The sequence below is a fragment of the Nitrospiria bacterium genome (assembly GCA_036397255.1).
Classification (GTDB): domain Bacteria; phylum Nitrospirota; class Nitrospiria; order DASWJH01; family DASWJH01; genus DASWJH01.
On the sequence record DASWJH010000002.1, the window covers coordinates 13362 to 27801 of the forward strand.

Consider the following 14440-nt stretch of genomic DNA (forward strand, 5'->3'; position numbering starts at 1 on the left):
ATGATGGATTTTTAGTAAGGAAGGAGACCATATGAAGGAAATTGTCATTATCGATGGGGTCAGAACGCCAATTGGAAACTTCGGTGGGGCTCTTAAAGATGTCACGGCCCATAAAATGGGTGAACTGGTGATTCGCGAACTCGTCCGTAGAACCAACCTGGATGTCAATGTGTTAGAGGAAGTGGTGATGGGATCTGTTGGAAATTACAGCGATGCAACCAATTTGGCACGGGTTTCCACATTGATGGCAGGGCTGCCGATTCGCGTTCCAGCTTATACCGTACAAAGAAACTGCTCCTCGGGTTTACAAGCCATCGTGAATGCCTACCAGAATATTTTCTGTGGAGATGGTGAGGTTCAAATTGCCGGGGGAATTGAAAGCATGAGCCGGGCCCCCTACATCAGCCGGGACATGAGATGGGGAAAAAGACTCCGGCACGCTGAATTTATCGATAGCATTTGGGAAGGACTCACGGATGGGTTTTGCGGACAAATTATGGGGATCACGGCTGAGAACCTTGCGGAGGAGTTTCAAATCTCCCGAGAAGAACAGGATAAATTTACAGTGGAAAGCCATAAAAAGGCCTTCCGAGCCATTCGAGAGGGAAAATTTAAAGATGAAATTATCTCGGTAACGGTTCCCAAGAAAGCCGCGGGAAAAGAGGTGATTCCGGAACCTTTTAGTCAAGATGAGGGCCCCAATGTGGCTCTGACCCAACAGGTCCTCTCACTTTATCCCCCGATTTTCAAGGAGGGGGGATCAGTCACCGGAGGAAATTCTTGTTCCCTCAATGATGGAGCCGCCGCTGTACTGGTAATGTCTTCGGAAAAAGCAAGGGCGCTGGGTTATGAACCTTTAGGAACCATCCGTTCCTATGCTTTCGTCGGGGTAGAACCCCAACGGATGGGTATCGGTCCGGCTGAAGCCATTCCCCGCGCCTTAGAACGTGCAAAAGCCCAACTCAGCGATGTACAACTGATTGAAGTCAATGAAGCCTTTGCCGCCCAATACTTGGCGGTCGAAAAAAAATTAAATCTCAACCGTGAAATCGTGAATGTAAACGGGGGGGCTATCGCCTTGGGACATCCAGTTGGGATGAGCGGGACCCGGCTGGTCATTGCCCTTTTGCGAGAAATGCAACGTCGCGATCTTTCATTGGGCGTTGTTTCCCTTTGCGTCGGTGGGGGACTGGGCGCTGCAATGGTTTTGGAAAGAAAATAAAAAATAACCCGTCAGGGATTGGCCTGTATTTCTGGTTCTATTATTAAGAAGGAAAAACCGGTCTGACCTCTGATTTCTGATTGCAAAAGGCGAGGTCTACACTATGTATATTTACAAAGCAGCCGTCATTGGGGCGGGAACCATGGGAGCCCAAATTGCTCAGGTGATTACTTACTCCGGCCTTCCCGTCATATTAAAAGATGTAAAAGAAGAAGCGGTTCAAAAAGGAATTGGGACCATCCGAAAAATTTATGAGGGAAGGGTTCAAAAAGGCAAAATGACCTCAACCGAAATGGAACAAAAAATGGCTTTGGTAACCGGGGCAACCACCTACGATGATTTCAAAGACGTGGATTTGGTTATTGAAGCGGTCTTTGAAGATCTTAAGGTGAAGCAACAGGTCTTTGGTGATTTGGATGACCTATGTCCAGAATCCACCATTTTTGCAACCAACTCTTCCTCTCTCTCCATCTCCTCCATCGGATCCGTTACCAAACGTCCTGATAAGGTGGTGGGAATGCATTTTTTCAATCCCGCCCACGTCATGAAATTGGTGGAAGTCATCCCGGGAATGGCGACATCCTCCGAAACGGTTGAGGATGTGGTGGCCTTTTCTGAGAGTGTGCGAAAAATCCCGGTTCGGGTTCAAGAATGCGCAGGTTTCTTGGTCAACCGCCTGTTGATGCCTTATTTAAATGAAGCAGCCTTGGCTCTGCAAGAAGGAGCATCGTCCATGAAAGAAATGGATAATGCCATGGTTTCCTTCGGAATGCCCATGGGCCCTTTTACACTACTAGATATGATTGGAATAGACATTGCGGAAAAAGTAGCAAAAATCCTTTATGATTCATTTGGCCCTCGAATGGCCCCCGCCCAACTATTGGATGTGATGGTACAAACGGGAAGGTTGGGAACCAAAAATGGAGCAGGGTTTTATACGTATACCGATGCACACGACGATGTTCTGGTTAAAATCCTAAAAAAAGTGTATGATGAATATCATCTCAAAAAAACCTCTTTTTCTCCAAATCGACTGCTCCTTTCCATGGTCAATGAAGGTGTGGTTTGCCTGCAGGAAGGGGTATCCACAGCGGCCGATATTGATATCGCCATGATGGCGGGGACAGACTTCCCCCAAGAAAAAGGGGGGCCCCTTCACTACGCGGACCAAATAGGAATTGATGTGGTTTTAAAAGAGTTGGAAAAGTTTTCAAAAGAGCTAGGTCCTCGTTTTTGGCCTGCACCCATGTTAAAAAGAATGGTGGACGCAGGATTTTTAGGGGTAAAATCCGGACGGGGGTTTTTTAATTATTGACCTATCTATTTTCAGGGAAAATTGATCCGCTCCCTATCTTGTTTTTTTTCGCCTTTCCGTTTTTTTTGAAGGAAAGGGAGAGAATTTTTTCCTGATGTTTTTAGAGATCGAAAAATCCATAAAAACTGTTAATGCTTCCTTGAAGGAGGAAACACTTGGGTAACCCATTGATTCAAACCGTCATTGAGGATGGAATCGCAACCATCACCATCAACAATCCCCCTGCCAACGCACTGAATACACCCGTCATGAATGAATTATCCCAGGTTTTTGACCAAATGGAAAAAAATAATGACGTAAAAGTCATTATTTTTACGGGAGCGGGAACTTTTTTTATCGCGGGTGCAGATATTAAAGAAATTCATTCTCTCACCACCGCAAAGCAGGGTGAAGAAGTCACCGCTTTGGGTCAGGCTATTTTTAATAAAATTGAAAATCTTTCCAAACCCGTCATTGCCGCCATCCAGGGCATGTGCTTGGGCGGGGGATTGGAATTGGCAATGGCGTGCCATCTTCGTGTGGCAGGAGAGAGAACCCGCTTAGGACTACCCGAAATTAACCTGGGAATTATCCCGGGATTTGGAGGAACACAGCGGTTACCCAGATTGGTGGGAAAATCAAAAGCCATTGAATGGATATTAACCGGGGACATGATCAATGCCCAAGAAGCCAAAAATTTCGGATTGATCAATAAGGTCGTTCCAGACTCAGAAGTCCTCAAACAGGCCCAAGGGTTGGCAAAAAAAATAGCCACAAAAGGCCACCTGGCCGTTGCCGCGGCTTTGAAAGCCATCCGGGAAGGAAACCAGCAATCACTTGACAAGGGACTCAAACTGGAGTCTCAATTGTTTGGTGAACTGTGTGAAACAGAGGATAAGAAGGAGGGTGTCACCGCTTTAATTGAAAAAAGACAGCCTAAGTTTCAAAATAAATAAACAATTGATATTAAAAGATTTTGCCCCAGTCCCATCCGGAAACCCATCTGGGGAAAACCTCAAAATACCCCAAACACATCAGGAGGTCCCCAACAGGGAACCGGTTTCGGCCAACTTTTTTGGCCCAATTTCAATATTGATATTGAAAATATGTTTTGAAGTTAAGGGGGTAAAGGTTGACTAGGTGTCCCTCCTTGGTATAATAAGTCTAATTTAGGAAGCGCAAGATGGTTAAGGTTTTGGTTGGGGTCTTCCTCTTTTTTTCTGTTTGGTTCTGCTCTCAAGAAATTCTCGCATCTTCCGATTTAGGTAAATGGGAAACCCTTTCTCCAGCTCCCTCAAAACGAACTGAAGTCGCAGCAACCGTGGCGGGAGAAAAAATCTATGTCGTGGGTGGTTTTGGGCGCTTTGGTGTCACGGATAGGGTTGAAGTCTACGAACCCAATAAGAATTCCTGGCAATCCCTTTCTCCCCTACCCATGGCCCTGCACCATGTTGGCATTGGAACGGTTGGGGGAAAAGTGTATGTTATCGGTGGTTTTAGAAATACCTTTTCTTGGAAACCGGTCAAAGATCTATTTGAATATGACCCCAAAAAAGACACGTGGAATAGAAAATCCTCCATGCCCACACCCCGTGGTGCACTAACAGTGGCAGTTCTAAATGGGAAACTTCACGCCATTGGGGGTTTAGGGGAAAACGGTAACGAGGGGGCTCATGAAGTTTATGATCCATCCACCGGCCTTTGGGAAAAACGGGCTTTCCTTCCCACCCCTCGTGATCACCTGGGGTCAGGAGTCTTTGAAGGAAAAATTTTTGTTATTGGAGGAAGATTGAAATCCTCATACCATAAAAACTTAGATCTCAATGAAATCTATGATCCTAAAAAAGACCAGTGGGCTTCAGCTGAAAAACTCCCTACCCCTCGATCTGGATTCGGTGCTGGTGTAATAAACCAGCGCCTTTTGGTTGTGGGAGGGGAAGGAACGGGAAAAGCATTTGTTGAAAATGAAGCCTATCATCCCCATTCCAACACCTGGCAGAAATTGGCGCCCCTTCCCACCGCACGCCACGGTATCGGTGCCGTGGTTTTTCAAAATAAACTGTTCGTGATTTCCGGGGGAACACAGCCGGGAGGATCACGGAGTAATGTGGTGGAGGTCTTCCAATTCAGTGATTGAAAAACTAGATATAATCGTGAACTGGATTTCCAAAACCAGTGGATTTTCGGCCCTATCCGTCAAATGGATGGGAATTGCTCTTCTTTTGGTTTTCCTTTTATGGGTGATCCGTAAACCCTGGAAAGTAGTACAAATGGTCATTGTACTGGCCATTTTTGGGTCATTGGCGTATGTGGCCTTTGACCTGGCAAAAATTGGATCAACCCGTCAAAAAAAAATACTGGAAAATTCTTTAGAGGAATTTAAAGATATACAAGAGTAAACGTTTTTTTAAAATTTCCTGCGAACAAAAATGAAATAATTGGAGCGAGGAATGTCCAGTGATAAAAAATATTGCATGTGCTGTGATGAGGATGTGTCCTATCATTCGATCATACGGGAAGGGAATCGCGAAATGGCCTGCGATTTTTGCGGTTTTGTCCTGGACGTGGTTCAGGATGATCATGTTGTGACCAAAGTCAGGTGCATGGTTACCGCTGATGATTCCGATATGATCCGAAATTTAATGAAAACCCAACTTCAAGAAAGTGGTATTGCCGAAGAAATTTTAGTCTTAGCCGATGGGCAACAGGCCGTGACCTTGATTTCCAAAAAGTTCTCGGAGGGAAAGCCCGTTGATTGTATTATTCTGGACCTAGAGATGCCGGTGATGAATGGAATATCGGCCGCACGAATTATCCGTTCCCTGGAAGAACGTTTTCAAATAACCCCTGCCACCCCCCTCATTTTTTTCTCTTCCTTACCATGCAACGAGGATCTAAAAAAGAAATTGTCCCTCTTCCCCCCTGCCAGCTACATCAACAAAGGAAACGGAAGTGAACCCGATCAACTCTTAAAACGGGTAAAGCAACTGGTCAGTTTCCTCATTAAAAAAAACCAAACCTCATCTCCTTGATTAAAAGTAGAGGTCCAAACCTTCATAAATCAATTCCTCTTTCTCCATATCCGCCTTCCCTTCATCTTGACATTTGAACCCAAAAGGAGTAATTGTCAGTCTTCCCGAATCAGTGAGGACGTTATCGTTTTTGAGGAGAGGAGGAACACAATGGGAAAAAGAGTATTGGCCGCAATGGTTTTATGTTTAGCCTTAAGCACCCTGATTGGGTGTTACGGCGAAGAGCCCTACGCAGACAAAAAAAAGGCCCAAGAAGAGGCCAAGGAATAACCAAAAAGGTGTTGTTTAATTTTTTTTTAAAAAACTTCAGGGAGGCGTGATGCCTCCCTTTGTTTTAAGAAGACGATCCAAGGCCAAATGGGCAAAACGGATTTAAAGTCCCTCCCCAATAAGATCAATTGCGGGGATGCCCCGGAAAACCTACTTTTAATAAAAACCATCACTTCTTTTTATCTTCTCTAAATAAGATGCAAAACGAAGCACTAATTCGGATGGCAATTTTTTTTGGAATTTTTATCCTCATGGCTACGTGGGAGGTGATTTCGCCACGGCGAATCTTAACCACCTCCAAACCCAAACGTTGGATTGCAAACATAGGGATTGTTATTCTGAATACTTTTCTGGTGCGAATGGTATTGAATCTCGCTCCCGTTGGAACCGCTATTTTTGCTTCTGAACAAGGGTGGGGAATTTTAAATTTGGTGGAGAGATCCCAGTGGGTTTTGATTCCGGTGGCCATTATCAGTTTGGATTTTGTCATCTATCTTCAGCATATCATGTTCCATGCCATTCCGTTATTATGGCGGTTGCACATGGTCCATCACACCGATCTCGATTTTGACGTCACCACAGGGGCAAGGTTTCATCCTATCGAAATTCTCCTGTCCACCTTTATCAAAATGGGAGCAGTCCTCTTAATTGGCGCGTCCCCGGTTTCCGTTTTTACGTTTGAGGCTCTCCTCAACGGAACCTCTATGTTTAATCATGGCAATGTTCGAATCCCAAAATCGATCGATCGGGGCCTCCGGTGGTTCATTGTCACCCCCGATATGCACCGAGTTCATCATTCAATTTATAAAGAAGAAACCAATAGTAATTTTGGATTTAACCTTCCATGGTGGGATCGTTTGATGGGCACCTACACCCCTGTTCCCAGGGAAGGCCATACGGGAATGACCATAGGATTGTCCCAGTACAGAAACCCGGACCAACTGTCCCTACTTGGAATCCTCACCCTTCCGTTTGTTGGGGTCGTGGGGCCTTATCCTCTGAACCGAGGAGATCAATTGAAGTAAAAAAGGTTGGAAAAAAACGAGGTCCTGATTAACAAAAAAACACGCATTGTCATTCCCGCCTTCCTTAAGCGGGAATCTAGACCTCAAAAAGTAATTGATTCCGGCTCTTTTTAATTGGCGGGAAAACGGCCAGAATAACACCCCAAGTAATTATGTTATTTTGGAAATGATACAAAAGCCTAGGCACTGATTTTTTCAGCCGGCCGTTTTAAAAACTTACACCGCCAACAGACCACCTTGATGACTTCCGATTTGAGCGGATCTTTTTGGAGTAAAAAATATCCTTTCAGGAGCGTTCGGCTACAGATTTGACATTTTGAAATGGTTGTATGAATGTCCTTACCTCGCTGGAAAAGTATAAAAAAAGAAAACCCCTAAACCGCTTAATAATAACATCATGTTCCCCTTAAAAGGAAGTCCAAATTTTAGGTTGTTGTATTGAAAAAGAAATGACCGTTCAGGATTAAACCAGAAAGCGCTTAAAAGAGGAGAAAAGGTATCTGAAGGAAGAAAACCGATACCTCTTTATACGAATAAAGGGGTAGATAATATAGAAAAGAAGCACCTTCTTTAAGGTTAAAGAAGTGGAAAGACAAATAACCAATACTTTCAGCGAGGGGAAAAATCCTTTGAAAAGGAATCGAGCTTTATTCCCCATTCCATTAATCCAGATTAAGCGGGCAAGTGGGCTTTCCCACTTTATAGGTTCTACGATCAGGCTATTTTCTCGAAACTGCTCAAGCCATAGGATTTGTTGGGGGGAACAATCCTTCGAAAGGGATTCCAGCACCCCCCAAGGTATTTTAGTTCCTTGGAGCCGATTGGCAAGAGAGAGCGCGATATAAATCTGGGGGCCAATTCTATTTTGCTTTGCAAACCTTAGCACTCTGCTCCAATCAAGGATTCCTTTAAAGCGATGGATCGTTTCAGAAATATCGCAAAGCCCCATCAAACCCAAAGCACAATGATGATGGTACGCCATATGAAAACATAGGTGAATCAATGAATCTTCAGGGGAAAGAATTCGAGTCCTTACCCCCCCCAGGTTGATCACATTAACCTTTTCCATCATTTCGGAATCTTCAATGGGAAACAAATCGCTATTCATTCCAATTGTCCAGTGAATCTCTATTGGAACCGTATTCCCTTTTAAGGAATAAAAGGTCAAATGATGATCATCAATTGCCTGTAACCCGTACCACTTTAAATTTTGCCGATAACCCATCCCTTCCATGCAAATCCTAACTTCAGGAATCGCCTCTTTTCTAACCAATAGATCCATATCGCTCATGGGCCGTAATCCTAAATTTTGGTAAACGGTTTCAATCAAGGCCAACCCTTTGAGAAGCAAAACCTCAATTCCTATTTCTTGAAAAGCCTTGAGAATGGTGACCAGCTCATTTTGAATCCTTAGATTTCGATAGGCATTCGCCCAATAGGATGCTTCCATCTGCTTCATCACCCTTGCAGGAATACACCCAACAGGGCTAACCCGCTCCATATGAAAATAAAGTAAGGAAACAATTCTGTGTCTACAGGCAGAATTCCAGAGGTAATCCCAATCTAAAGGTAATTGAAGAAGCTGCCTAACGTCTTCTTCCATTTCAGGGGTCATTTCCCCCCTTGAACAATAAAGAAGAAGCCGATCTTCATTGGTTATATTTGTATTTCCGATCATTGCCATGTTTCACCCGAAATGCAATAGATAGAATAGGTTGGTCAATTTATTGTGGAAAAGAACACATAAGAAACAAAATACCCTTGAAGGCAGAAGCCGTGTTGATCCCTTCCAATCACCCAAGGCCCTTTCCTCCATTTTTCTTAACACCATCAAGAATTTATCATTCAATCTCCAAAAATAACCAAAAACTTTATTGAACCACCTCCAAAAACCACTTTCAAAACAAATTCTCTTTCCTTTATGATGAACTTCAACGACCTTACCAAACAAAAATTCTTCCCCCATATCTTCCGTATAGAGTAATCGATCCCCTTTTAAAATAAAACGGGTATCCTCCAACCAATGCTTCACGCCAATCACACGGTGGACCAATAAAACTTTTCCAGTCCAAAACACACCAATATCACCCAGAGACAAATCCTCCGGCCCGATATGCCTCACCACGAGCCCATCCCCTTCGCTCAAGGTTGGCTCCATACTCATACCTTTTACTTTAATCTGGCTTTTTCTGCCGGAAGTTTGCCGCTTCTTTCCTATTGCTTTCACCAGAGCACGATTCATAGACCAATCCCTATGGGGCAGAGAGGTTTCCTGCCGGATCCCCAAATAAAACAAACGTCTCCAAATTATCAACCGATATACCAAACTTAGAATAGGCAGAAACCTTGGCTTGAGTGGTCACCGACCCTAAAATGTGGTTCCCTTGATTGAAAATAGCATCGAAGAGTTCCTGGGCCATGAGGTCATGCTCAAAGGTAAAACCCAGCCCCGTAGGGCTCCAGGCAGCAATGGCCCCCTTGTTGGGGGCATTCACAAACGCTTCCGCCAAGGGAATCCCGTGAGCATTTCCCAGTGGGTCCACCCCTCCTTCATAGGGATCATTAAAAAAACCATTCAGGCAATTGAGTGTCACCACAAACGTTGGCTTCCCCGCATTGCTAAGAGAAGAAACCGCCGAAGATGAAAACATGTTTGCCCAAAGAGAAACACTTCCATGCCCGGTGTAATTAGTTACCAGGACCCCGTTGTTGATATTATTTCTGATGGCGGTTTGAGCGCCGCTGCCAACTTGTGTTTGGTAGACACGCAGCGGACTGATATTGCCTGGAAGCAGTTGAATGAGATCCTCCGAAGCCGCTTCAAAATCTCCCCCCGCATCGGGATTATCCGCCACAAACTGAACTCGATTAACCCAACCCGTTGGAAGAGCCTTTTCATAGGCAAGAATCTTGTTTACAACGGCATCCGCTTGGCCAGGGGTTTTAACCGATATCCGCCCGATGAAGAGATCAGGAATGGAATCATCCCCGCTCACCGATACAAACCAATTGTCACTGGATGTTTGAATAAATGCCGTTTCGACAAGATGACTGGGAACTAAATTTTTAAACCCTCTCTTCAAATTATCCTTATAATCCAGTGTGGCATCGCCAACCAAAAGAACATACATGGGAGCAGGCCGCTGCCAATTCTCAAAGGCAAATTTTATGAAATCTTTAATGGCTTGGGGATTCTCCATTCCAAAACCAAACTCATCATAAATGTCCATCACATCCACCGTTACCACACGAAGCCCCCGGCTCCTGCGATGATCTGCAAGAGGGTTCACGCTGTTTAGGAAACTCTCATGAGCAATAATAATATAATCCGCCCCATTTTGAAGGTCTTTTAATGTAGATGGATTATCTTGAAAAAGATTCGAGGGGGTGTCAAATTGACTCGAGGTCAAAGCGACATAATTTCGCTGTCCTTGAAAATTATCTTGAAAGGACACCGTGGTGGAAGTCCCCACCGGATCAACGCGGTGATTTATAATTCTTGCGGGATTTAAAGGGTCCGAAATATCGAATACGTTTATATCATTCTGGGTAAATCCCATTACACTAAAATCCACGGGGCTGGCTCCAACTCCATTAAAAAAGAGGACATTATTCTCTGCCACATATTGGTCCCAATAATCAATCTCAAACCAATTAAATAAAAAAGAGTCTACAACCGCACCTGTATCCCCCACCGAATCAAGCCTGACCGTGTTGTTGCCATTGATCAGGTTGCAGTTGGGCAAATTGACCGAATTGATGAATTGTGAAAAACCATCCCATCGCTGATCATCCACCAAAATTCCATTGAGATAAACCCGTGTATGATGATCGGGGTTTTGAACCATATCGGTTTTGCCCTGGAGGTAGTAACGAAATGTACAACCTTTCTTGGCGGTTGAATTATTTTTTATCGTAAAGGGGAAACTTCTGGATTCGGTCGCACGGATTAGGCCTCCCCAGAACCAGTGATCTTTTCCCTCCCCGTTGGGTATGACTTGTGTATAAAAAGTGTCCTGCTCCACATAAACCGTGGTTTGAAAAGAGTCAGGAGGCCCATTACTTCCCGGGGTTCCATCTTTTTCCTGCATTCGAAGGGCATCATGATTTCCTGCCGAAAGCCAATAAATATTGGTCTCGGTAAACTCAAACTCTGATGAATCCCTTGAAATCCCTTGGCCATAAAATTCAATCACATCGTTGACGTCAAAAGCCCCATCGGATTCTCCCGAAACCCTAATGGGAATTTCTTTTCCCCGATAGCCAATCTTTATTTTTTTTGGATCAACACCCGTCATAACCAACCCCGAATTCTCCAATTCTTGTCGGGTAAGTCTGTAGAATCCATTGTCTTTTACTCCGATTTTCAATTGTCCACCCATGGTTATCGGAACGGTCGTGGAGGTGGTACTGGTGCTCGTTGTAGATGTCGTGTTCAGGGTAGTGGATGAAGGTGAAAGACTGGTTGTTGTAGTTGTTGAAGGGAATAAAGTCGTCGTTGTAGAACTCCCGGTATTTTCATTCCCATCACCCGAATCGGAATTCCCCCCGCTGGTTCCGCAACCCCAAAAAACAAACAGAATCAAAAGAAGGGTTCCAAAAAGAAAAAGTCTATTGGTTGATACCCTTTCAACCCGGATTTTTTTTGACGAAATCTCCAATCTTTATCCCTGCTTTTTAAGCCGCTTAATCCTCTACCTTAATTAGGGAGAGGAAAAGTGGGGGTTTGAATGTTTTTGGAATGTTTGTTTCAATTCGTTTTTCATTTCCTGTTTTATTGTTTTATGGATAATTCAATAGAAGGCTCTTTAACATTCGATCATATGGGTTCTCTTTTATTTGCCCCTGGTTGGCATCAACTTTCTGAAATATCTGTGACTTCTCTAACATTGGAACCTCTCCTCCAACAGATCCCTGAAACCCAATCCGGACAACAATTCGGGTGTAAAAACGCACCTCCTGCCGGACTGGATTGTTTTGAATGGGATAAAAAACAATTTGAACCACGTTTTGATCCCTCATTTTCCCGGAAAATCCAATAATCGCTGGTTTGGATGGAAAAAAATCATCCTGAGAATAAATAGTTTCATCCCGGACAAACGTGAAACGACTAGAAAAACCTATGGTTCCCTCTTCAATCACCTCCGGGAAGGGAACCGGTGGAGGAAGGTAGTTGGAAAGAATCTTGAAGTCGGTGTCCAGGATCTCCAAGGAAGGTTGAGCCCCCCCTGGCACACCGACCACCACCCCCCGAACAGGAACTTGCGGAGTCCCCACATCGGTGGTTAACCCGAAATCCGGAATGCTCATCTGCTGATAAGACATTCCATCATGATTGACAGGATGAACCTGAAACCCCGGAACCACAAGCTCCAGGACCACTTCCTGTTCATTTGAACTGATGATCTGAACCGGTCCATACCCCGCCCCATACACCGGAAGTGAATAGAAAATAATTACCATTGAAATTATTAAAAGTTTTCTTCCCATTTTCCCTCTCTTTTAACGCTTTTTTAATCCAATCTCCAACCTAACTTCTCTAACCTCCTACCGCCTCACCAAATCACACACCAAATCCGCTGTTTTTTTCAAATCCCCTACCACAAGCCGATAACATTGTGTTTTTGCAACAATTGCCGATAACCCTGCTAAAATTTGAGGAGGAGTCCCCAAAGGGCTGGAAAAATCAGACAGCCCATCAAAGGAAACGTTCTGAAGATTTCCAAACAATTCCAAGGCCGCAACTGTTTTGGAAATTGGAATAAGCTTGGGATCTGCATTAGGATTAGGTGTTTGATTAACCGCCTTAATCCGATACAACACTGATTCCTGGTATTTCTCACAAATTCTAATAAATTCCTTTTGAACAATACGGCTTTTTCTAACTCGAAACCTTGGATAGTAGAAACCGTCCTTTAAGGAAGCAGAAAGATATTTCACCCCTGATAGTTCCGATAGCTCAGAGAGAAGTTGATCGTCCTTCCTTTTTAATTCCAAGGTGATGGGAATCTCATTATCTAAACCTTTTCCTGAAAAAGACTGGGTTGAGAGGAGAAATATTAAATTTGGTTTACAAGGTTTTCCCGTTGAACCCTTCGAAAAATCCTCATTGTCAATCATCCAACGCTGATCACCTATTGGGTGGGTTGGTGAAAAGTAAAATCCATTTGATCTTTCAAATAGATCAATTGTTTTCTTTCGAATACATAGGGCTCTGGGAAAGGGAAAAAGAAGATGAGAGGATCTGGAAAGGGCGGCTAATTCATCGGAGAGAAATTGAAATCCCCTTTGAATCAGTTCTAAGCCTAAGGTTGTTTTTCCAGATCCGGTAGGCCCTGAAAAGATTACTCCTTTTCCTTGAAATGAAAGAGAAAGCGCGTGAATTAAATAATAATTTCTTACTTTCTTAACCACATCATTAAAAATAAACGAATCCGCCATGGGGAAAGGATTTGATTTTAATGAAATGGGAATTCCCTTCCCTTTATTGATACGAAACTGAAGTATCTCAGAATCGAATTTCCTTTTAAAAAGAAAATAGGAAGAACCATTCGAAAGATCGGTTTTTTCAATTGAGATAAACTGTTTGTAAAGAGTGTTGAAAAACTCTAAAAGATGATAAGAATTTGATTGAATGAAAAAAGGAATGTCAAAAAACGCGAAGGTGTTTTGAAAGATTGGATTTTCGTGGATGAGAGCATCTTTCCTGCTTGAAGGATTCTTCATACATATTGGTCCAGTGGATCAAGGTAATGGGACAGATGGTCCATAAAGAGCTTGAGCGGGTCCCAACTCTTTTAGTAGGTCATCCCCCGTGTAGGTCCTGACCTGCGGCGGTTCATATTTCGGTTTTTTTCGTTTTATACTTTCTTTTTCATTTTTTTCGTTATCTTCCATTCGAAGCCTCCTTCTCCACCGTTTCTCCCTCTCCCCTCAGAGGGGAGAGGATTCAGGTGAGGGGTGAAAAGTTTTATTGTTTCACCAAACCCTTCTCTTTAAATTCTCCAATTATATTCCTGATATCCAAAAACAGGTCACGGTCTTTTCCAATCAAAAACCTCTCCCGCAACCGCATCTCTAACTGCTCCTCCGTTTCCCCCACAACCAGGCCTTCCCAGACAATCTTCGCCGTTCCATTCAAAATATGAACCTCGTCTTTCTGAGCATCATAAAGCATCAACTCATTCCCCAAATCCTGTTGAACGATTTCCTTTTTGGTAATTGTTGAGCCTTCCACTTTTTTCATCCTTTTTTATTCCCTATGAGACTGTCCACCTCAAACCTCCAATGTTAATTGGTTTGTCTCGTTTGTTTCGTTTATTTGGTTTGTTTGGTTTTAGAGTATATTTTCTGTCCTCTCCCTCCAACCTTAATCGCCACTCCTACCACCTCATTCCTTACCCCCGTAAAGGGGCGTGGCCCTAACAGGGCTTTACGCCCTCCCTCCTCACCTCTTACCCAAGAACATATATGGACCCATCCCGTTTCGCAAGGATGTTTTTCAATTGAGGCAAACAAGGAACAGATTGCTTACATATATCCGGCCTGTGAGTGGAAATCTGATTAGTTTCCTGGCCCCGATGGAATCCGCGCACTC

At 43.8% G+C, this 14440-nt stretch carries 14 protein-coding genes; 7 read left to right on the top strand and 7 right to left on the bottom strand.

Annotation, left to right across the window (positions count from 1 at the left end; genetic code table 11):
* The first annotated feature begins 31 nt into the window (after positions 1-31).
* The 7 genes from VGB26_00150 (at position 32) to VGB26_00180 (ending at position 6843) form a co-directional block, all read left to right on the top strand.
* Complete coding sequence (locus VGB26_00150; protein HEX9756191.1) at positions 32-1222, top strand: thiolase family protein; 1191 nt, start codon at positions 32-34, stop codon at positions 1220-1222.
* Positions 1223-1325: 103 nt separating this feature from the next.
* Positions 1326-2537, top strand: a complete 1212-nt coding sequence (locus VGB26_00155; GenBank protein ID HEX9756192.1) for a 3-hydroxyacyl-CoA dehydrogenase NAD-binding domain-containing protein — start codon at positions 1326-1328, stop codon at positions 2535-2537.
* 155 nt (positions 2538-2692) lie between these two features.
* Positions 2693-3472 carry an enoyl-CoA hydratase gene (locus VGB26_00160; GenBank protein HEX9756193.1) on the top strand — a complete coding sequence of 260 codons (780 nt, stop codon included), beginning with the start codon at positions 2693-2695 and terminating at the stop codon, positions 3470-3472.
* Between the two features lie 227 nt (positions 3473-3699).
* Entirely contained in the window at positions 3700-4653 is a 954-nt protein-coding gene (locus VGB26_00165) for a kelch repeat-containing protein (protein ID HEX9756194.1), read from the top strand.
* A complete protein-coding gene (locus VGB26_00170; GenBank protein ID HEX9756195.1) occupies positions 4646-4915 on the top strand; it encodes a hypothetical protein in 270 nt (89 codons plus the stop codon). The genes VGB26_00165 and VGB26_00170 overlap by 8 nt, the downstream gene beginning before the upstream one ends.
* A 51-nt stretch (positions 4916-4966) precedes the next feature.
* Positions 4967-5548, top strand: coding sequence for a response regulator (locus VGB26_00175; GenBank protein ID HEX9756196.1), 582 nt, complete (start codon positions 4967-4969; stop codon positions 5546-5548).
* 491 nt (positions 5549-6039) lie between these two features.
* Positions 6040-6843, top strand: coding sequence for a sterol desaturase family protein (locus tag VGB26_00180; GenBank protein ID HEX9756197.1), 804 nt, complete (start codon positions 6040-6042; stop codon positions 6841-6843).
* A gap of 463 nt (positions 6844-7306) precedes the next feature.
* On the opposite strand, the gene VGB26_00185 is transcribed toward VGB26_00180, so the two are convergent.
* From VGB26_00185 to VGB26_00215, 7 genes are all read right to left on the bottom strand, one after another.
* Complete coding sequence (locus VGB26_00185; protein HEX9756198.1) at positions 7307-8521, bottom strand: nucleotidyltransferase family protein; 1215 nt, start codon at positions 8519-8521, stop codon at positions 7307-7309.
* Between the two features lie 9 nt (positions 8522-8530).
* Positions 8531-9085 (bottom strand): S24/S26 family peptidase, encoded by a 555-nt coding sequence (locus VGB26_00190; GenBank protein ID HEX9756199.1) that lies wholly within the window; start codon positions 9083-9085, stop codon positions 8531-8533.
* 10 nt (positions 9086-9095) lie between these two features.
* Positions 9096-11504 (bottom strand): C25 family cysteine peptidase, encoded by a 2409-nt coding sequence (locus VGB26_00195; protein ID HEX9756200.1) that lies wholly within the window; start codon positions 11502-11504, stop codon positions 9096-9098.
* A gap of 121 nt (positions 11505-11625) precedes the next feature.
* Complete coding sequence (locus VGB26_00200) at positions 11626-12333, bottom strand: C25 family peptidase propeptide domain-containing protein (GenBank protein HEX9756201.1); 708 nt, start codon at positions 12331-12333, stop codon at positions 11626-11628.
* Between the two features lie 57 nt (positions 12334-12390).
* The gene (locus tag VGB26_00205; protein HEX9756202.1) at positions 12391-13569 is read right to left on the bottom strand and encodes a hypothetical protein; all 1179 of its coding nucleotides are present in this window, start codon (positions 13567-13569) and stop codon (positions 12391-12393) included.
* Positions 13570-13587: 18 nt separating this feature from the next.
* On the bottom strand, positions 13588-13740 hold the full coding sequence (locus tag VGB26_00210; protein HEX9756203.1) for a hypothetical protein: 153 nt from the start codon (positions 13738-13740) through the stop codon (positions 13588-13590).
* A gap of 73 nt (positions 13741-13813) precedes the next feature.
* A complete protein-coding gene (locus tag VGB26_00215; GenBank protein HEX9756204.1) occupies positions 13814-14080 on the bottom strand; it encodes a PqqD family peptide modification chaperone in 267 nt (88 codons plus the stop codon).
* Positions 14081-14440: the final 360 nt, after the last annotated feature.

Bases quoted from the DNA above. Each gene is read 5' to 3' on its own strand.
- VGB26_00150 (HEX9756191.1), top strand. From the start codon at position 32: ATGAAGGAAATTGTCATTATCGATGGGGTCAGAACGCCAATTGGAAAC.
- VGB26_00155 (HEX9756192.1), top strand. From the start codon at position 1,326: ATGTATATTTACAAAGCAGCCGTCATTGGGGCGGGAACCATGGGAGCC.
- VGB26_00165 (HEX9756194.1), top strand. From the start codon at position 3,700: ATGGTTAAGGTTTTGGTTGGGGTCTTCCTCTTTTTTTCTGTTTGGTTC.
- VGB26_00175 (HEX9756196.1), top strand. From the start codon at position 4,967: ATGTCCAGTGATAAAAAATATTGCATGTGCTGTGATGAGGATGTGTCC.
- VGB26_00180 (HEX9756197.1), top strand. From the start codon at position 6,040: ATGGCAATTTTTTTTGGAATTTTTATCCTCATGGCTACGTGGGAGGTG.
- VGB26_00185 (HEX9756198.1), bottom strand. From the start codon at position 8,521: ATGATCGGAAATACAAATATAACCAATGAAGATCGGCTTCTTCTTTAT.
- VGB26_00190 (HEX9756199.1), bottom strand. From the start codon at position 9,085: ATGAATCGTGCTCTGGTGAAAGCAATAGGAAAGAAGCGGCAAACTTCC.
- VGB26_00200 (HEX9756201.1), bottom strand. From the start codon at position 12,333: ATGGGAAGAAAACTTTTAATAATTTCAATGGTAATTATTTTCTATTCA.
- VGB26_00205 (HEX9756202.1), bottom strand. From the start codon at position 13,569: ATGAAGAATCCTTCAAGCAGGAAAGATGCTCTCATCCACGAAAATCCA.
- VGB26_00210 (HEX9756203.1), bottom strand. From the start codon at position 13,740: ATGGAAGATAACGAAAAAAATGAAAAAGAAAGTATAAAACGAAAAAAA.